This window comes from Pseudomonas sp. ICMP 8385, assembly GCF_002699915.1.
GTDB lineage: Bacteria > Pseudomonadota > Gammaproteobacteria > Pseudomonadales > Pseudomonadaceae > Aquipseudomonas > Aquipseudomonas gessardii.
The window spans coordinates 1-19,732 of the sequence record NZ_LKBY01000124.1 but is presented as its reverse complement, the minus strand read 5'-3'; the positions used below and the strand labels follow the sequence as shown (position 1 = coordinate 19,732).

The 19,732-nt window shown below is 62.2% G+C and carries 13 protein-coding genes and 1 pseudogene; 7 read left to right on the top strand and 7 right to left on the bottom strand.

Annotation, left to right across the window (positions count from 1 at the left end; translation table 11 throughout):
* Positions 1-123 precede the first annotated feature (123 nt).
* Both AO268_RS24275 and msrA read left to right on the top strand, forming a co-directional pair.
* The gene (locus AO268_RS24275) at positions 124-2,814 is read left to right on the top strand and encodes a putative bifunctional diguanylate cyclase/phosphodiesterase (protein WP_076961767.1); all 2,691 of its coding nucleotides are present in this window, start codon (positions 124-126) and stop codon (positions 2,812-2,814) included.
* A 67-nt stretch (positions 2,815-2,881) separates the two neighbouring features.
* The gene (msrA, locus tag AO268_RS24270) at positions 2,882-3,529 is read left to right on the top strand and encodes a peptide-methionine (S)-S-oxide reductase MsrA (RefSeq protein WP_076961766.1); all 648 of its coding nucleotides are present in this window, start codon (positions 2,882-2,884) and stop codon (positions 3,527-3,529) included.
* A gap of 97 nt (positions 3,530-3,626) precedes the next feature.
* Here the strand turns inward: msrA and AO268_RS24265 are convergent, their stop codons facing one another.
* Positions 3,627-4,463 carry a 23S rRNA (adenine(2030)-N(6))-methyltransferase RlmJ gene (locus AO268_RS24265; RefSeq protein ID WP_057958111.1) on the bottom strand — a complete coding sequence of 279 codons (837 nt, stop codon included), beginning with the start codon at positions 4,461-4,463 and terminating at the stop codon, positions 3,627-3,629.
* 251 nt (positions 4,464-4,714) lie between these two features.
* Between AO268_RS24265 and AO268_RS24255 the strand changes: the two genes are divergently transcribed.
* On the top strand, positions 4,715-5,983 hold the full coding sequence (locus tag AO268_RS24255; RefSeq protein WP_076961765.1) for an O-acetylhomoserine aminocarboxypropyltransferase/cysteine synthase family protein: 1,269 nt from the start codon (positions 4,715-4,717) through the stop codon (positions 5,981-5,983).
* A gap of 1 nt (position 5,984) precedes the next feature.
* Here AO268_RS24255 and AO268_RS24250 read toward each other — a convergent pair whose 3' ends face one another.
* The 4 genes from AO268_RS24250 to AO268_RS24235 all read right to left on the bottom strand — a co-directional run bounded on the left by AO268_RS24250 (position 5,985) and on the right by AO268_RS24235 (position 10,833).
* Positions 5,985-6,698: a DUF4123 domain-containing protein gene (locus AO268_RS24250; RefSeq protein ID WP_099170099.1), complete on the bottom strand. Its 714-nt coding sequence runs from the start codon at positions 6,696-6,698 to the stop codon at positions 5,985-5,987.
* A complete protein-coding gene (locus AO268_RS24245; RefSeq protein WP_099170098.1) occupies positions 6,695-8,731 on the bottom strand; it encodes a type VI secretion system Vgr family protein in 2,037 nt (678 codons plus the stop codon). The genes AO268_RS24250 and AO268_RS24245 overlap by 4 nt, the downstream gene beginning before the upstream one ends.
* Before the next feature lie 188 nt (positions 8,732-8,919).
* Entirely contained in the window at positions 8,920-10,404 is a 1,485-nt protein-coding gene (gene putP, locus AO268_RS24240) for a sodium/proline symporter PutP (RefSeq protein ID WP_076961762.1), read from the bottom strand.
* A gap of 174 nt (positions 10,405-10,578) precedes the next feature.
* Complete coding sequence (locus AO268_RS24235; protein ID WP_090412817.1) at positions 10,579-10,833, bottom strand: hypothetical protein; 255 nt, start codon at positions 10,831-10,833, stop codon at positions 10,579-10,581.
* Between the two features lie 29 nt (positions 10,834-10,862).
* On the opposite strand from AO268_RS24235, the gene putA reads away from it, so the two are divergent.
* Both putA and AO268_RS24220 read left to right on the top strand, forming a co-directional pair.
* A complete protein-coding gene (gene putA, locus AO268_RS24230; RefSeq protein ID WP_099170097.1) occupies positions 10,863-14,816 on the top strand; it encodes a trifunctional transcriptional regulator/proline dehydrogenase/L-glutamate gamma-semialdehyde dehydrogenase in 3,954 nt (1,317 codons plus the stop codon).
* Positions 14,817-15,031: 215 nt separating this feature from the next.
* Entirely contained in the window at positions 15,032-16,834 is a 1,803-nt protein-coding gene (locus AO268_RS24220) for an acyl-CoA dehydrogenase (RefSeq protein WP_099170096.1), read from the top strand.
* Here the strand turns inward: AO268_RS24220 and AO268_RS24215 are convergent, their stop codons facing one another.
* Positions 16,835-17,128 (bottom strand): cell division protein ZapA, encoded by a 294-nt coding sequence (locus AO268_RS24215; protein WP_076961759.1) that lies wholly within the window; start codon positions 17,126-17,128, stop codon positions 16,835-16,837.
* A complete protein-coding gene (locus AO268_RS24210) occupies positions 17,125-17,355 on the bottom strand; it encodes a hypothetical protein (RefSeq protein WP_029299225.1) in 231 nt (76 codons plus the stop codon). The genes AO268_RS24215 and AO268_RS24210 overlap by 4 nt, the downstream gene beginning before the upstream one ends.
* A gap of 158 nt (positions 17,356-17,513) precedes the next feature.
* Between AO268_RS24210 and AO268_RS34035 the strand changes: the two are divergent.
* Both AO268_RS34035 and AO268_RS34030 read left to right on the top strand, forming a co-directional pair.
* Positions 17,514-18,353, top strand: a pseudogene (locus AO268_RS34035) (MCP four helix bundle domain-containing protein); the annotation flags it as partial.
* Between the two features lie 30 nt (positions 18,354-18,383).
* On the top strand, positions 18,384-19,256 hold the full coding sequence (locus AO268_RS34030; RefSeq protein WP_415756551.1) for a methyl-accepting chemotaxis protein: 873 nt from the start codon (positions 18,384-18,386) through the stop codon (positions 19,254-19,256).
* Positions 19,257-19,732: the final 476 nt, after the last annotated feature.

Genomic DNA, 19,732 nt, shown 5'->3' with positions numbered 1-19,732 from the left:
CTTATAGCACTTAGCCTTCATCCTCTCTTGTCAGTCCGTGCTGCATGATGCAACCTTGCCACAGGCAGCAGTAAAGAGGGCGATAGCCCGGCGCAATGCGCATTTTTCCAAGCGAGTTTCCCCATGAAAAGCCAACCCGATGTCGCCCGAACGGCGGCCGAGGTCGTGACGCAATTACCGGTGCCTTCGCGCCTCGGTATGCTGCGTTTCGAGCGGCTGAATGAGGCTAGCTGGGCACTGCTGTACCTGGACCCCAATTGTGAACGCCAATTCGGCTTGCCCGCGGTAGAGCTGTGCTCGCTGGTCGGCTCGCCCTACGCCAGCCTGATGGAACCCCAGGCGCGCTACCAGCTGCATGATGCGATCCAGCAGCAGCTGACTGCCAGCCCCCATTACCGGGTGCGCTACACCCTGCACACCAACGACGGCCCGTTGAGCCTGCTGGAGGTGGGCGAGGCCTACAAGCAGCACAATCGCCACCTGCTGCGCGGCTACCTGATGGTGGTGGACGGTTTGTTCAGCAACCTGCCACCCATGCCTGCGGCCGACCTGGAAGACCAGAACAGCCGCTTGCAGATCGCCCTGGAGCTCAACCAGCGCGCACAACAGGAGCAGTTGCAGCACCTGGAACGGGTGCGCGCCCAGCAGGAACTGATCCTGCTGCTGGCCCGCCAGCGCTACAGCACCAACAACTCCCTGCAAGAAGCCGCCGAACTGATCACCCGTAGCGCCTGCGATATCTATCAGATCGACTGCGCCAGTATCTGGAACCTCGAAGGCCAGCAACTGGTGCCGATTTCTGCGTTTCATCGCGCCGACCAACAGCACCATCTGCCAGCGCCAATTGATGCCAGCAGCTTCCCGGACTACCTGGAAGCCCTGCAGAGCAGTCGCGCCATCGATGCCTGCAACGCCATGCGCGACCCCCGTACCCGGGACATGGTCGAAAGCCTGCGCCCCATGGATATCCACGCCATGCTTGACGCCAGTATCCGCGTCGATGGCCAGGTGGTCGGCGTGCTGTGCCTGGAGCAAAGCGCCAGCACCCGGGACTGGTTGTCCGATGAAATTGCCTTTGCCGGCGAACTGGCCGACCAGTTCGCCCAGGTCATCAACAACCACAACCGCCGCACCGCCACCAGCGCGCTGCACCTGTTCCAGCGCGCGGTGGAGCAAAGTGCCAATGCCTTCCTGCTGGTCAATTGCGACGGCGTGGTGGAGTACGTCAACCCCAGCTTCACCGCGATCACCCAGTACAGCACCGAAGAAGTCCACGGCCATCGCCTGGCCCAGTTGCCGGCCCTGGAGAACCTCAGCGAACTGCTGTTCGACGCCCCCTCCAGCCTGGCCCAGAGCAACAGCTGGCAGGGCGAGTTCAAGAGCCGACGTAAAAACCTCGAACCGTACTGGGGCCAGTTGTCGATTTCCAAAGTCTATGGCGACAACCGCGAACTGACCCACTATATCGGCATCTACGAAGACATCACCCAGACCAAGCTGGCCCAGCAGCGTATCGAACGCCTGGCCTACACCGACAACCTGACCAACCTGGGCAACCGCCCGGCGTTTATCCGCAACCTCGATGAACGCTTCGCCCGTGACAGCGACGCGCCCATCAGCCTGCTGCTGGTGGACATCGACAACTTCAAGCGGATCAACGACAGCCTTGGCCACCAGACCGGCGACAAATTGCTGATTAGCCTGGCCCGACGCCTGCGCAACAGCCTCAATGCCGGTGGCAGCCTGGCGCGCTTTGCCAGTAACGAATTTGCGGTGCTGCTCGACAATGCCGACCTTGAGGTCGGCCAGCAAATGGCCTGCCAACTGTTGATGACCCTCGACAAACCGATGTTCGTCGACAACCAGTTGATCAGTGTCACCGGCTCCGTGGGCCTGGCCTGCGCGCCGCTGCATGGCCGCGACCCGCAGACCCTGATGCGCAACGCCGGCCTGGCGCTGCACAAAGCCAAGGCCAACGGCAAGCACCAGGTGCAGGTGTTTACCGAGGCCCTGAATGCCGAGGCCAGCTACAAACTGTTCGTGGAAAACAACCTGCGCCGCGCCCTGACCCAGAACGAACTGGACGTGTTCTACCAGCCCAAGCTGTGCTTGCGCAGCGGGCGCCTGCTGGGCATGGAAGCCTTGCTGCGCTGGAACCACCCGGAAAAAGGCATGATCCGCCCGGACCAGTTCATCAGCGTCGCCGAAGAAACCGGCCTGATCATCCCCATCGGCAAATGGATCGCGCGCCAGGCCTGCCGCATGAGCAAGCAATTGAGCGCTGCGGGCATGGGCAACCTGCAGGTGGCCATCAACTTGTCGCCCAAGCAGTTTTCCGACCCGGACCTGGTGGCCTCCATCGCCAGCATCCTCAAGGAAGAACAGTTGCCGGCCAACCTGCTGGAGCTGGAGCTGACCGAGGGCCTGCTGCTGGAAGCCACCGAGGACACGCGCCTGCAACTGGACCAGCTGAAGAGCTTCGGCCTGACCCTGGCCATGGACGATTTCGGCACCGGTTACTCATCCCTGAGTTACCTGAAGAAATTCCCCATCGACATCATCAAGATCGACCGCAGCTTTATCCATGAAATCCCCGATAACCAGGACGACATGGAAATCACCTCGGCGGTGATCGCCATGGCGCACAACCTCAAGCTCAAGGTGGTCGCCGAAGGCATCGAGACCGCCGAACAGTTGGCGTTCCTGCGCCGCCATCGTTGCGACGTCGGCCAGGGCTACCTGTTCGACCGGCCCATCCCCGGCTCCGAGCTGCTGGACAAGCTCAAACGCTATCCGCGTGGGCCAATCGCCTGACAGCGCTGTAACACTCGGGCACACTGTGGGTCTGAACTGTTAACTCAACCTGACGAGAGGACTGATCATGGTCTTGCGCTCGGAAATTCTGGTGAATAAAAACGTGCTGCCTACTGCCGAACAAGCCCTGCCTGGTCGTGAAACGCCGATGAACCTGCCCGAGACGCACTTCGTCAACGGCAACCCGCTACTGGGCCCGTTCCTTGACGATGTAGGGTTTGCGATCTTTGGCCTGGGCTGTTTCTGGGGCGCCGAACGCAAGTTCTGGCAGCGTGACGGCGTAGTCAGCACCGTGGTCGGCTACGCCGGCGGCTTGACGCCCAACCCGACCTATGAAGAAGTCTGCTCGGGCCTGACCGGCCATAGCGAAGTGGTGCTGGTGGTGTATGACCAGGCCAAGCTCAAGTACGAAGACCTGCTGAAGATGTTCTGGGAGCTGCATAACCCGACCCAGGGCATGCGCCAGGGCAATGACATTGGCAGCCAGTATCGCTCGGTGATCTACGCCACCACGCCTGAGCAACTGGAGGCTGCGAAGGCCAGTGCACAGGCTTATCAGGAAGAACTGACCAAGGCTGGCCTAGGCGCGATCACCACCGAAATCGACCAGGCGCCAACGGTGTACTTCGCCGAGGCCTATCACCAGCAGTACCTGGCGAAGAACCCCCAGGGTTATTGCGGGATCGGCGGTACTGGCGTGACTTGCCCGATCTGACCTCAAACGCATCGCGGGCAAGCCCGCTCCCACATGGGAACGCATTTCCACTGTGGGAGCGGGCTTGCCCGCGATAGCACTCTAAAGAGCGACGCCGTTATTCGGCGATCAACCAATCCATCTGCCACCCACCCTGGGTCTGCCCCAGTTTCTTCGACAACCACGGCAGCAGCTCACGCAACTCCTCCTCCAGCCCCCACGGCGGGTTGGCAATCGCCAAGCCCGAGCCGGTCAGGGTGTTGGGGGTGTCCAGCGGATGCACCAGCAATTCCACACGCAGCAGCTTCGGCGCGCCGGTGCCGGCCAGGTCCTGGTAGAAGCGGCGCAACATGCGCTGGTCCTTCACCGGGTACCAGATCGCAGCGACTGTCTGGCGCATGCGGCCCACGGCTTCCTTGAGGGAGGCGGCGCAGCGCTGCATCTCGTCGAGTTGCTCGAACGGTGGGTCGATCAGCATCAGCGCGCGCTTTTCCGGCACCGGCAGCAAGGCTCGTGGCACGTGCCAGCCTTCGCCCAGGTGCACCTTAACGCGGCGGTCGCCCTTCATATTGTCCTTGAGCAACACACCGTCTTCGGGGTGTTTTTCGTTGAGCAGCACGCGGTCCTGGGGGCGGGTCAGGCGCCGCGCCAGCTCTGGCGAGCCTGGGTAATAACGCAACTGGCCATCCGGGTTCATCTCGTGCAGCACCCGCATGTAGTCGGCGGTCAGCGCCGGCAGGTCCGCCTCGCCCCACAGGCGGGCGATGCCTTCCAGGTATTCACCGGTGCGGTTGGCCTGGTCGCCTTGCAGGTCGTACAGACCAATCCCGGCGTGGGTGTCGAGATAGGCAAACGGCTGCTCCTTGCGCGACATCAGGGCGATGAGGCGGGTCAAGGTCAGGTGTTTGAAGACATCGGCGTGGTTGCCGGCGTGAAAGGCGTGACGATAATTCATGGTTGCTCCTGCGCAGGGGGCGAAGTTTACCTTTTACGCGGGCAAAGGTGCAGGGCTGCATGCCGGGCGGTGCTTATGTCGCAAACCTAGGAACAGCCCCGAAAACGTTCTAGTGGGTTATGTAGGTGCGGGCTTGCCCGCGAGGCAGGCGACGCGGTATTACCCATATGCTGCGGTGATGCTATCGCAGGCAAGCCAGCTCCCACCTTGTCCGGGGCTGCCCATGTAATCCAGGGAGGTCAGTAACCCTCATGAAAGACGCCACAATCGCATTGCACCACGGTTTCAAGTCGGACCCGACCACCAAGGCCGTTGCCGTGCCGATCTACCAGAACGTCGCCTTCGAGTTCGATAACGCCCAGCACGGCGCCGACCTGTTCAACCTCGACGTACCCGGTAATATCTACACGCGGATCATGAACCCCACCAATGACGTGCTGGAGCAGCGCATGGCCGCCCTGGAGGGCGGGATCGCGGCCCTGGCCGTGTCGGCAGGCAGCGCGGCGATTCACTATGCCATCCAGGCCCTGACCCGCGCCGGCGACAATATCGTCTCCACCCCGCAGTTGTACGGCGGCACCTACACCCTGTTCGCCCACCTGCTGCCCAGCTTCGGCGTGGACGTGCGCTTGGCCCGCAATGACTCGGCCGAGGCCATCGCCGAGCTGATCGACGACAACACCAAGCTGGTGTACTGCGAAAGCATCGGCAACCCGGCCGGCAACATCGTCGACCTGCAAGCCCTGGCCGACGTTGCCCATGCCCGCGGCGTACCGCTGATGGTGGACAACACCGTCGCCACGCCGATCCTGTGCAAGCCGATCCAATTTGGCGCGGATATCGTCGTGCATTCCCTGACCAAGTATGTCGGCGGCCACGGCAACTCCCTGGGCGGGGTGATTGTCGACAGCGGCACCTTCCCCTGGACCGACTACCCGCAGAAATTCCCCGGCCTCAACCAGCCGGAGCCGGCCTACCATGGCGTGGTCTACAGCGAGAAATTCGGCCCGGCGGCTTTTATCGCCCGCGCCCGCACCGTGCCGCTGCGCAACACCGGCGCGGCCCTGGCCCCGATGAACGCCTTCCTGCTGCTGCAAGGCCTGGAAACCCTGGCCCTGCGCATGGAGCGCCACACCGAGAACGCGCTGAAAGTCGCGCAGTTCCTGCAGGCCCACGAACAGGTGGAATGGGTCAGCTACGCCGGCCTGCCGGATCACCCGCACCATCACCTGGCGCAAAAGTACATGCAGGGCAAACCCTCGGCGATCCTGTCCTTTGGCCTCAAGGGCGGCTATGCCGCTGGCGTGCGCTTCTACGATGCGCTGCAAATCTTCAAGCGCCTGGTGAATATCGGCGACGCCAAGTCCCTGGCCTGCCACCCGGCGTCCACCACCCACCGGCAGATGAACGAGCAGGAGCAAGCCAAGGCCGGCGTACGTCCAGAGATGATCCGCCTGTCGGTGGGCATCGAGGCGATCGAGGACCTGCTCAATGACTTGCAGCAGTCACTGAACGCCTGACTCAACCCCGCTCGCCAGCCAGATGGGCCACCAAGGCCTGCTGCCCGGCGTAGGGCGGGCGCACAAAATACGCGACCTTGTGCTGCAAGGTCGCTGGCGCGAAGGCGTCGTGCAGGTCGGGGTGCTCTTGGGCCAGCCATTGCAGCAGGTTGTCCACCAGGGTCACGCTGGACTGCTCGCCAAGCTGCTTGAGTAACGTGGCGGGCACCTCCCACCAGGGGCTTTTCCTCGCCGTCCCCACGACCGTAGCCGGCACTTCATGAAGCTGGCCGTTGATCCAGTAGCGTCGAAATACCGCAAGCAGCTCCCCCGCCCCAGGCCCCAGCGCGTGCAGGATCGGCAGTAGATAACCACCCTCCCAGAAGCGGAAAAACACCTCCTGCCCCTCGGGCAAACGCACCTTGGTCAGGCTGGCGAGATGCTCGACCACCGTGGGCAGCGGGCTGGAGGAAACGCCCAGCCAGCCCCAATCGGTCGCGGCGCATTCAGCCACCCAGTCGAGAAACCCACTGCTGTCGCTGACCAGCGCCACATAGGGCATGACTTCAGCCCAGGCCGCGTACTCGCTGCCAGCCCACACCGGGCTCAGCGGCCCGCCATCCGCCTGGCGCCAGGCCGCCACCGGCTGGCACTCGCTGGTGCTGGCCAGGATGACGAACAACTGCTCGCCGGCCTGCAACGGCTCCCGGGCCAGCCACTCACGCGGGGTCATCATCGCACGCCTCCCACTCGATGTTGCGGGGTCTCACAGACACCCTGCTTGCAGCGCTCACATTCCTCGCAGAACGGCGCGCTGCGCTTGAGGCTGAACACCTGCGCGGCACTCAATGGCGCTGCCAACGCCGCCAGCAGCGTTTCCTGAACGCCCGGGCGCAAGGGTGATGGCGCCACGGCCGCCGACGGCGCGCCACCCTGCTGGATCGGTGTACTGCTGAAAATCCCCCCGGCCGACAAGGTGATCCACTGCCCACCGGCTTGCAGCGTCAGGCTGGCACCACCGTCGACCACCATTTGCTGGCCCGCGCCAAGGCTGATCTGCTGGCCCGCCTGTAACGAATAGCGCGCCACTTGCACCTGCTGCTGGCCCGCGATCAGCAGATGATCGTCCTGCTTGAGTTCCGTCAGCCGGTTGCCGTGGGTAATGCGCTGCTCTTGGCCGTGCAACTCGTGGTGCGACTCGCCACTCACCTGCACATGGCGCTGGTGATCCACCTGCAGGCGCAAATCGTGGAGCACATGCTGGGTCCAGTCACGCTGGGCACGCAGGTAGATCTCCTCGGCGCCCTTGCGGTCTTCGATACGCAGCTCGTTATAGCCGCCACCTCCGGGGCTGCTCTGGCTGCGGAAGAGGCTGCGGGTCTTGTCCGCCGGCAGGTCGAGGGGCACCGGCGTCGCGCCATTGGCCAGGCAGCCGAGCACCAGCGGCATGTCCACATCGCCGTTGACGAAGCCCACCAGCACTTCCATACCCACCCGCGGGATCACCACGCTGCCGTAATGCTCATGGGCCCAGGCACTGGCAACCCGCAGCCAGCAACTGGCATGTTCGTTGTATTGGCCGTGACGATCCCAGGCCAGTTGCACCTTGACCCGGCCGAACTCATCGCAATGGATTTCACTGTCCACAGGCCCAGTGACCACAGCGTTCTGATAACCGCCGATCGGCGCCCTGGCCGCAGGCAGTGGCGGGCGAAACGGTACATCCCAGGGCGTGGCGAAGAACTCGTTGCGGTAGCCCTGCTCATCCACCGCGCCAACGGACTCTTCCAGCACTTGCGGCTGTCGGCCCTGGTGGATTACCCGTGTCACCAGCCACAGGCCGTTCCACTCCTGGCGCGGATGGTCGGCCAGTGTGAGGAACTGCCCGCTGACCAGTGCCGGCTGATCGCTCTCGCCCTGGGCCTGGCGCTGGTCGCTGCGCTGGCGCTCCAGCGCCCGTTGCGCCAGGTGCTTGCCATGGGCACGGTCGGTGAAATGCCCAGGGTAGCCCTGGGCCTCCAGCGCCGGCAGTTGCTCACCGAGGGCGGCGCTTTCCAGCACCAGGCGCGGCTTGCGAAAATCATAGTCGCGCAGGTTGACCCCGGTGGTCCGTGCCTCCAGGCGCAGCGTGAAACGCTTGATCACCGGCGCTGCCGCCACCATCCCCGAGCCCGGCGCATAGCTCGTCGGCTGCCCGGCCTGGGCAAACACCGTCTGGTCATCGCCGAACACCAGCCGGTGCCCGTCCGGCGAATGCTGGAAGTGATAGTGAATCCCCAGTTCGGCGCACAGCCGCTGGATAAACGCCAGGTCGGTTTCATCGAACTGCACGCAGTATTCACGTTCGGGATAGGTCGCGCCCAGGCGCCATTCAAAGGCATCGCGCTGGATACCCTGCCCTTCCAGCACCAGGCTGACGATCTGCGGCACCGTCTTGTGCTGGAAGATGCGCTGGTGGGCACTGTGTTGCAGGTAGGCCAGCTGCGGCACCAGGCTCAGTTGATAACGGGTCAGGCGCCGGCCCGAGTCACCTTGCGCCACCCGCTGGACCTGCCCATGGATACCATGGCCCTGGGCATCGAATGCCAGGAAGGCCTGGCGATGCAGGAGGCTCTCCAGATCCAGGTCCGGCTGTTCGCTGACCAGTTCAAGGTCAAAACAATAGGGCTGACTGATAGCCTCCTCGCCCCTGAACGCCAGGACCTTGAGGTCACTGGGCTGGCCATCGACGGTCAGGTTAAACGCAGGGTGGTTGGCAGGAGCGAACATCCGGTGTTTCTCTGCAAGTGAAGGGCCTGGGATTCTGCACCAGCCATTTGCCAAGCTGCGTGCGCTGCAGGGAATTCAGTAAACCCCTACAAGACAACCGCCACCGTCGCACCGAAAAAAAAGGCCCGCCATCCAGGGATGCGGGCCTTTTTTCAGTTCAGCGGGCCATCAAGGCCAACATGAACGCCTCACTTGTTGAGGTTGTAGTCTTTCTCGGCAGCCGTGAAGCGCTCAACCATACCGGCAGTCGGGGCGCCCATCTTGCTCACGAAGTAGATCGCCAGGCTGGCGAACAGGAAGCCTGGGATGATTTCGTACAGGCCCAGCAGCTCGAAGTGTTTCCACACGATCACGGTGATCGCGCCGACCAGGATCCCGGCCAGTGCGCCGTTGCGGGTCATGCCTTTCCACAGTACCGAGATCAGGACCACAGGACCGAACGCAGCGCCGAAGCCGGCCCAGGCGTAGCTCACCAGGCCCAGTACACGGTTTTCCGGGTTGGCGGCCATGGCGATGGCGATCAACGCCACCACCAGCACCATGATCCGGCCGACCCATACCAGCTCAAGCTGGGACGCGCCCTTGCGCAGGAAAGCCTTGTAGAAGTCTTCGGTCAGGGCGCTGGAGCACACCAGCAACTGGCAGCTCAGGGTGCTCATCACGGCAGCCAGGATGGCCGACAGCAGCACGCCAGCGATCCATGGGTTGAACAGCAGCTTGGCCAGTTCGATGAACACACGCTCAGGGTTTTCGGTCACGGGACCGGCGACTTCAGGGTGTGCCGAGAAGTAGGCAATACCGAAGAAGCCGACCGCCACGGTGCCGGCCAGGCACAGGATCATCCAGGTCATGGAGATACGACGCGCCTTGGCAATCGACTTGACCGAATCCGCCGCCATGAAACGCGCCAGGATGTGCGGCTGGCCGAAATAGCCCAGGCCCCAGCCCATCAGCGAGATGATGCCGATGAAGGTGGTGTTTTTCAGCATGTCGAAGTTGGTTGGATCGTTCGCTTCGATGGCCAGGAACGTGGTATCGACACCGCCGGTGGCCAGCAGCACGATGATCGGCGTCAGGATCAACGCGAAGATCATCAGGGTGGCTTGTACGGTATCTGTCCAGCTTACTGCCAGGAAACCACCAATGAAGGTGTAGGCAATCGTCGCCGCGGCACCGGCCCACAGCGCAGTCCCGTAGGACATGCCGAAGGTGCTTTCAAACAGACGGGCGCCGGCCACGATGCCGGAGGCGCAGTAGATGGTGAAGAACACCAGGATCACCACTGCCGAGATAATCCGCAGCAGGCCGCTCTTGTCTTCAAAGCGGCTGGAGAAGTAGTCCGGCAGGGTCAGGGCGTCGCCGTTGTGTTCGGTCTGCACGCGCAGGCGACCGGCCACAAACAGCCAGTTCAAGTAAGCACCGACGACCAGGCCGATGGCGATCCAGCTTTCCGACAGGCCCGACATGTAGATGGCACCTGGCAGGCCCATCAACAACCAGCCGCTCATATCCGAGGCGCCAGCCGAGAGTGCGGTGACGACGCTGCCGAGGCTGCGACCACCGAGGATGTAATCGGAAAGGTTATTGGTGGAGCGATAGGCCATGAGACCGATCAGCACCATTGCCGCGATGTAGATCACAAATGTGATCAGGGTTGGATTACTTACGCTCATTGAGTTACGCCCTGGCTTTGTTTTTATGTAGCGGCGGTCTGTCAGCCCATCTACAAAAGAGTCGTTTGTAGACGAAACTGCGTGCCGCGCATTTATGACTGACGTTTCCCCAGGAAAGCCATCAGCCGATGAACCGAACTTTGCAGATGGTTGCACCTTGGGCGCGAATGCTATTCAACAAAGCAAATAAGGTGCAACCAGTTTCGTGAGAATTAGTTGCACCTGTGCGCGTTTTTCGGCAAACGGCAGGTTTTTGCTCCTTTTCGGAGCAAGAACAGCCAAATCCAGAAGCAAATGCACCAATACCAAGCCGATTCCGTCGAGTGAAAATGATTTCTGACGAGCAACGCGGATTTCATGAAGAAAATGGGTTGCACCCGGTTGCACCTCGTACTGTGCGAAGCTAATCTTGCCGCCAGCTGATGCCACGCAGTAGTGGCACCCATGAGGATAAAAATATGGCTACGACCACCCTTGGGGTCAAACTCGATGACCCGACCCGCGAACGCCTGAAGGCCGCCGCGACCTCCATTGATCGCACGCCGCACTGGCTGATCAAGCAGGCAATTTTCAATTACCTGGAGAAACTCGAGGGTGGTGCAACCCTGACCGAGCTCAACGGTTCAGGCCTCAAGGACGCAGACGACGCTGGCGAGGTGCAGAACGACCACGCCCACCAGTGCTTCCTCGAATTTGCCGAGAGCATCCTGCCGCAATCGGTGCTGCGCGCCTCGATCACCGCCGCTTACCGCCGCCCCGAGCCGGAAGTGGTGCCGATGCTGATCGAGCAGGCCCGCCTGCCCGCGCAAATGGCCGAGGCCACCAACAAGCTGGCCGCCTCGATTGCCGAAAAACTGCGTAACCAGAAGAGCGCCGGCGGCCGTGCCGGTATCGTCCAGGGCCTGCTGCAGGAGTTTTCCCTGTCGTCCCAGGAAGGCGTGGCCCTGATGTGCCTGGCTGAAGCCCTGCTACGGATCCCGGACAAGGGCACCCGTGACGCGCTGATCCGCGACAAGATCAGCACCGGCAACTGGCAGCCGCACCTGGGCAACAGCCCGTCGCTGTTCGTCAACGCCGCCACCTGGGGCCTGCTGCTGACCGGCAAGCTGGTCGCCACCCACAACGAGGCCGGCCTGACCTCGTCCCTGAGCCGCATCATCGGCAAGAGCGGCGAGCCGATGATCCGCAAGGGCGTCGACATGGCCATGCGCCTGATGGGCGAGCAGTTCGTCACCGGCGAAACCATCGCCGAAGCCCTGGCCAATGCGAGCAAGTTTGAAGCCAAGGGCTTTCGCTATTCCTACGACATGCTCGGTGAAGCCGCACTCACCGAACACGATGCACAGAAGTACCTGGCCTCGTACGAACAAGCCATTCACTCCATCGGCAAAGCCTCTCACGGCCGTGGGATTTATGAAGGCCCGGGCATCTCCATCAAGCTGTCGGCCCTGCACCCGCGCTACAGCCGCGCCCAGTACGAGCGCGTCATGGACGAGCTGTACCCGCGCCTGCTGTCCCTGACCCTGCTGGCCAAGCAATACGACATCGGCCTGAACATCGATGCCGAAGAAGCCGATCGCCTGGAGCTGTCCCTGGACCTGCTCGAGCGCCTGTGCTTCGAGCCGCAACTGACCGGCTGGAACGGTATCGGTTTCGTGATCCAGGCTTACCAGAAACGCTGCCCGTACGTGATCGACTACGTGATCGACCTGGCACGCCGCAGCCGTCACCGCCTGATGATCCGCCTGGTAAAAGGCGCGTACTGGGACAGCGAGATCAAGCGCGCCCAGGTCGAAGGCCTGGAAGGCTACCCGGTGTACACCCGCAAGGTGTACACCGACGTTTCCTACATCGCTTGCGCACGCAAGCTGCTGTCAGTCCCGGAAGTCATCTACCCGCAGTTCGCCACGCACAACGCCCACACCCTGTCGGCCATCTACCATATTGCCGGCCAGAACTATTACCCCGGCCAGTACGAGTTCCAGTGCCTGCACGGCATGGGTGAACCGCTGTACGAACAGGTTGTAGGCAAGGTTTCCGAAGGCAAGCTGAACCGTCCGTGCCGCGTGTACGCTCCGGTCGGCACCCACGAAACCCTACTGGCCTACCTGGTGCGTCGCCTGCTGGAAAACGGCGCCAACACCTCGTTCGTCAACCGGATCGCCGACCAATCCATCTCGATCCAGGAGCTGGTGGCCGATCCAGTGGCCAGCATCGAGCAGATGGCGACGCTGGAAGGCGGCTTCGGCCTGCCGCACCCGCGTATCCCGCTGCCGCGTGACCTGTATGGCAGCGAGCGCGCCAACTCGGCCGGTATCGACCTGGCCAACGAACACCGCCTGGCCTCGCTGTCCTGCGCCCTGCTGGCCACTGCGCACAACCACTGGAAGGCCGCGCCGATGCTCGGCTGCGCCTCCAGCAATCAAGCCGCTGTGCCGGTGTTGAACCCCTCCGACCTGCGTGATGTGGTCGGCCATGTCCAGGAAGCCACCGTCGAAGACGTCGATAACGCGATCCAGTGCGCCCTCAATGCCGCACCGATCTGGCAGGCCACCCCGCCGGCCGAACGCGCCGCGATCCTGGAACGGGCCGCCGACTTGATGGAAGGCGAGATCCAGCCACTGATGGGCCTGCTGGCCCGTGAAGCCGGCAAGACCTTCGCCAACGCCATCGCCGAAGTGCGTGAGGCCGTGGACTTCCTGCGTTACTACGCGGTGCAGGCCCGTAACGATTTCACCAACGACGCCCACCGCCCCCTGGGCCCGGTGGTGTGCATCAGCCCATGGAACTTCCCGCTGGCGATCTTCAGTGGCCAAGTCGCCGCGGCACTGGCCGCCGGTAACCCGGTACTGGCCAAGCCGGCCGAACAAACCCCGCTGGTCGCCGCGCAAGCCGTGCGCCTGCTGCTGGAAGCCGGCATTCCTGAAGGCGTGCTGCAACTGCTGCCGGGCCAAGGCGAAAGCGTCGGTGCCCGCCTGGTGGGCGATGATCGCGTCAAAGGCGTGATGTTCACCGGCTCCACCGAAGTGGCGCGCCTGCTGCAACGCAATGTCGCCGGGCGCCTGGATGCCCAGGGCCGCCCGATCCCGCTGATCGCCGAGACCGGTGGCCAGAATGCGATGATCGTCGACTCCTCGGCCCTGACCGAACAGGTGGTGATCGACGTCGTGTCCTCGGCCTTCGACAGTGCCGGCCAGCGTTGCTCGGCCCTGCGTGTACTGTGCCTGCAGGAAGATTCGGCAGACCGCGTCATCGAAATGCTCAAGGGTGCCATGGCCGAATGCCGCCTGGGCAACCCGGAGCGCCTGTCCGTGGATATCGGCCCGGTGATCGACGCCGAAGCCAAGGCGGGCATCGAGAAACACATCCAGGCCATGCGCGACAAAGGCCGCACTGTGTACCAGGTGGCGATTGCCGACAGCGAAGAAATCAAGCGCGGCACCTTCGTGATGCCAACCCTGATCGAGCTGGAAAGCTTCGACGAGCTGCAACGGGAGATCTTCGGCCCGGTCCTGCACGTGGTGCGTTACAAGCGTAAGGAAATCGACCAGTTGATCGGCCAGATCAATGCGTCCGGCTATGGCCTGACCCTGGGCGTGCACACCCGTATCGACGAGACCATCGCCAAGGTGATCGACAACGTCCATGCCGGTAACGTCTACGTCAACCGCAACATCGTCGGCGCCGTGGTCGGCGTGCAGCCATTCGGTGGCGAAGGCTTGTCGGGCACCGGTCCGAAAGCCGGTGGCCCGCTGTACCTGTACCGCCTGCTGTCGACTCGTCCTACCGATGCGATCGAGCAATCCTTCGTACGGGGTGATGCACTGGCCGCACCGGATGTGCGCCTGCGTGACGCCATGAGCCAACCGTTGACCGCCCTCAAAACCTGGGCCGACAGCCATAAGTTCAGCGACCTGAGCGTCCTGTGCAGCCAGTTCGCCGCGCAATCGCAAAGTGGTATCACCCGCCTGCTGGCCGGCCCGACCGGCGAGCGCAACAGCTACGCCATCCTGCCCCGCGAGCACGTCCTGTGCCTGGCGGATGTGGAAGGCGACCTGCTGGCACAACTGTCGGCGGTATTGGCCGTAGGCAGCTCGGCGGTGTGGCCGGAATCTGACCTGACCAAGGCGCTGTTCCCACGGCTGCCGAAGGAAGTTCAGGCGAAGATCCAGCGTGTAGCCGATTGGACCAAGGACGAAGTGATCTTCGACGCCGTCCTGCACCATGGCGATGGCGACCAACTGCGTGGGGTTTGCCAGCAAGTGGCGCAGCGCAGTGGCGCGATTGTCGGGGTCAATGGCCTGTCTTCGGGCGAAACCAACATTGCGTTGGAGCGCCTGGTGATCGAGCGGGCGTTGAGCGTCAACACGGCTGCGGCAGGGGGTAATGCCAGCTTGATGACCATCGGCTAGTCCACCGATCACTCCCACGCTCTGCGTGGGAGTGCCGCCCAGGACGCTCCGCGTCCGCGACGCAGAGCGTCGCAAGAGGCGTTCCCACGCAGAGCGTGGGAACGATCTTGTGTATCCAGCCTTTGTTTTGCTGCTCCATCACCCAGATCAATCTTGCTATCGCGCCTCTATTCGCGCACTTAGACTGCGGCCTATTCCCACATAGGTAAGCCGCCATGTCCGAGACGCTCCTCAGTTCCCGCAATCTGGCTTTCGAGCTGTACGAAGTCCTCGATGCCGAGGGCCTGACCCAGCGCGAGCGGTTTGCCGAACACACTCGCGAAACCTTCGATGCCGCCATCGGCACCGCCCGCTCCATCGCCGAAAAGTACTTCGCCCCGCACAACCGCAAGGGCGACGAAAACGAACCGCGCTACGAAGACGGCCAGGCGATCCTGATCCCGGAGGTGAAACCTGCCGTGGATGCCTTCCTCGAAGCCGGCTTTCTGAATGCGGCGCGCAGTTTTGAAGCCGGTGGCATGCAACTGCCGACACTGCTGTCCCAGGCCTGTTTTGCGCACTTTCAGTCAGCCAATGCGGCCTCCACCTCGTACCCGTTCCTGACCATGGGCGCGGCCAATCTGATCGAGAGTTTTGGCAGCGAGGAGCAAAAGCGGCGTTTTCTGCAACCGATGATCGAAGGCCGGTTCTTCGGCACCATGGCCTTGACCGAGCCCCATGCTGGCTCGTCGCTGTCGGATCTGCGCACCCGCGCCGAGCCCGCGGCGGACGGCACCTACCGCCTCAAGGGCAACAAGATCTTTATCTCCGGCGGCGATCATCCGCTGTCGGAAAATATCGTGCACATGGTGCTGGCCAAACTGCCGGATGCGCCTGCCGGGGTGAAGGGCATTTCGCTGTTTATCGTGCCCAAGTTCCTGGTCAATGACGACGGCAGCCTGGGCCCGCGCAATGATGTCGTGCTGGCTGGGCTGTTCCACAAGATGGGGTGGCGCGGCACCACCTCCACGGCGCTGAACTTCGGCGATAACGGCGAGTGTGTTGGTTATCTGGTGGGCAAGCCGCACCAGGGCCTGGCCTGTATGTTCCAGATGATGAACGAAGCGCGGATTGGCGTTGGCATGGGCGCGGTGATGCTCGGTTACGCCGGTTACCTGTACTCCCTGGAATACGCCCGGGAACGCCCGCAAGGCCGCCTGCCGGACAGCAAGGACCCGAACACCGCGCCGGTGTCGATCATCCAGCACGCGGATATCAAACGCATGCTGCTCACGCAAAAAGCCTATGTAGAGGGCGCTTTCGACCTCGGCCTGTACGCGGCGCGGCTGTTCGATGACACCACCACCCTGGACAACGAGGCCGGGCGCCAGCAGGCCCATGAGCTGCTGGACCTGCTGACCCCGATCGTCAAATCCTGGCCCTCGGAGTTCTGCCTGAAGGCCAACGAACTGGCGATCCAGATTCTCGGCGGCCACGGCTACACCCGCGACTACCCGGTGGAGCAGTACTACCGCGACAACCGCCTGAACCCGATCCACGAAGGCACCCACGGTATCCAGTCCCTGGACCTGTTGGGGCGCAAGCTCGGGCAAAATGGCGGCGCGGGGTTGAAGCAGTTGATCCGCCTGATCGCCGAGACCGGCGCACGGGCCCAGGCCTATCCATCACTCACGGCATTGCGCGAACCGTTGGAACAACTGGTGGCACGCCTGCAAAGCGTGACCCTGGGGCTGTTGACGGATCTCGCCCAGGGCAAGGTCAACAGCAGCCTGGCGAACTCGGCGCTGTACCTGAAAGTGTTTGGGCATATGGTGATTGGCTGGCGCTGGCTGGAACAGGCGATCCACGCCGAAGAAGGCTTGAGCAAGGGCAATGCGGCAGATGTCGCCTTCTATAAAGGCAAGCTGCAAGCGGCCCGGTACTTCCTGACCTGGGAAGTGCCGGGCTGCCATCATGAACTGTCGATCCTGCAGGCACGGGACGATACGTGCCTGGCCATGCAGGATGAATGGTTCTGATCAGGGCTGGCCGATGGCCTTGGCAATGACGTCGACCGTGGCGCTGACTTGCTCTTGGTAACGATCGAGTTCCTGCTGGTGACGCTGCTGCATGTCGATCTGCTCGGCACATAGGTTCAGCGCCGCCAGCACCAGCAGTTTATCGCCGATCAGGGTCGGGTACTTCTGCTTGGTGGTGGCCAGGGACGCCTTGAGCAGGGTCACGGCCTTGAGCAGGGTGTTGTCCTCCCCGTCCGGGGCCTTGATCGAGTAATCCTCACCGAGAATCGAAACGACCTTTATCCCGTCATTCATGCGCTGACAGGACCTGCGCTCACACGCTCAACCAACGCCTGGATACGGGCTGCGGTGGCGCCCTGCTTTTCTTCCTGCTCCATCAGGTTCAGTTGCAGGCTGTCGTTCTCATCCTTGGCGCGGGCCAGTTCCGCCTTGAGGGATTCGTTGGTACCCAGCAATGCTTGATTCTGCTGCACCAGGTCACTGACCAGTTGTTCCAGTTGGCTGAGGGATGTTTCTAACATTTTGAATTCTCGGGCTTTTTCAAAGGGCGGTGACGATAAAGAAAAATCACCGTGGAAGCCAGGGATATCCTGGCGCGCAGCCTTGATTTCATGGGCCAGGCCACGCTGTAGAGCCTTAGTGACTGTATTTACGCCATCTGGTTCCTCAATCCATTCCAATGCGCAGCGGGTGCGACAAAAGCGCGCACCCCCTCAAGACTTTAGTCGTATGTCCGATAGGTCAGGCTTACCCCGCCTCAACGCCGCACGGATCGCGCCTATCCCAGGACCACTGCATGTCTCTTCGTAATATGAATATCGCGCCACGTGCGTTTCTCGGCTTCGCGTGCATTGGTGCGCTGATGTTGTTTCTCGGTATTTTTGCCCTGAACCAGATGGGCAAGATCCGGGGCGCCACCGAAAACATCACCCTGCGAAGCGTGCCGAGCATTCGCGCCCTCGATGATTTCACCCAACTGACCCTGCGCCTGCGCGTGCTGTCCTATCGCCTGCTGACCAACCGCGAACCGGACGTGCAGCAAAAAACCCTGGAAGCCTTTGAACTGCGTAACCAGCAGATCCGTGCCGCCCAGGGTGTGTATGAAAAACTGATCGACAGCCGCGAAGAACGCTCGGCCTATGACGAGTACGTACGCCTGCTGGGCCAGTACCGCCAGATCGAAGAGCGGATGAGGAGCCTGTCGCGCAACAACCAGACCGAAGAGCTGCGCACCTTGCTCAACACCGAGTTGTTGAACAACTCCGAGGCGGTCAATGCCGTCCTGACGCGCCTGCTGGACATCAACAATTCGATGGCCAACGACAGCAACCAGAAAGCCGCCGAGCAATATGATGCGGCTTTTAACCTGGTGGTGGCCTTGCTGGCGCTGGCCACGGCGCTGACCGTGCTGTTCGCCTGGCTGCTGACCCGCAGCATCACCCTGCCGATTGCCCAGGCGTTGAGCGCTGCCGAGAAGATTGCCGACGGTAACCTGACCCAGCCGATCAAGGTCGATGGCGACGACGAAGCCGGCCGCCTGCTGCTGGCGATGCACAAGATGCAGGAGAAGTTGCGCGACACCCTGCAACGCATCTCCGGCTCGGCCACCCAACTGGCCTCGGCTGCCGAAGAGCTGAACGCCGTCACCGACGAAAGCGCCCGTGGCCTGACCCAGCAGAACAACGAGATCGAGCAGGCCGCCACCGCCGTCAACGAGATGACCAGCGCCGTCGAAGAAGTCGCGCGCAATGCCGTCAGCACCTCCGAAGCCTCGAAGAACGCCACCGCTTCAGCCGGCGATGGCCGCGACCTGGTGCAAGAGACCGTCAGCGCCATCGAGCGCATGAGCGGCGACGTGCAGGGCACCGCCACCCTGATCGGCGCCCTGGCCGAAGAGTCGCGGGATATCGGCAAGGTACTGGATGTGATTCGCGGCCTGGCCGACCAGACCAACCTGTTGGCGCTCAACGCCGCCATCGAAGCCGCACGGGCCGGGGAAGCCGGGCGCGGGTTTGCCGTGGTTGCCGATGAAGTACGGGCCCTGGCCCATCGCACCCAGCAGTCCACCAGCGAAATCGAGCGGATGATCGGCAGCATCCAGGTCGGCACGGAACAGGCCGTGGACTCGATGCGCAACAGCACCGAGCGCGCCGAATCCACATTGAACATCGCCAAAGGCGCGGGCATGTCCCTGGATACCATCAATAGCGCGATTGTCGAGATCAACGAGCGCAACCTGGTGATCGCCAGCGCCGCCGAAGAACAGGCGCAAGTGGCCCGGGAAGTGGACCGCAACCTGGTGAACATCCGCGACCTGTCGGTGCAATCGGCCACCGGCGCCAGCCAGACCAGTGCAGCCAGTAATGAGTTGTCGCGCCTGGCGGTGGATTTGAATGGGATGGTGGGGCGCTTTCGGCTCTGATTGAAGTCATGAGGAATGGAGGGTATTAACCTCCATTCCCCGTACGAAGATTATCGAGTGCGTTTGTGTCTATATAAACCTCCTTTACAACTCCCCATTTATCCTACGTCGCCCTTCCCCCCCAAAACCAAACTTCAACACAACAATAAAAACGCAAATATTAGAAACATACCGACACTGGCAAATAAAAAGACGCCCGTGGAATACTTAATTATCGCACTAGCGATAAACCACCCCATTCGAGTTCGGGACATACATTCAAACACAGAGACGTGAAACATTATGACCATTTCGAACGTGAATAACTTAGTGACACTTCCCCCCGTTCAGGATTCTTCCTCCACCCCAGCGGGTGAAGCCCGGGGCATTAGAGTGAGCTCTAAGGATGGTCTGAAGTAGCCATGTATTTCCCCGGCATACCACCTAGCGCAACTTTTAAACTCGCCAAATGATCAAAAAACAATCAATTCGACGAG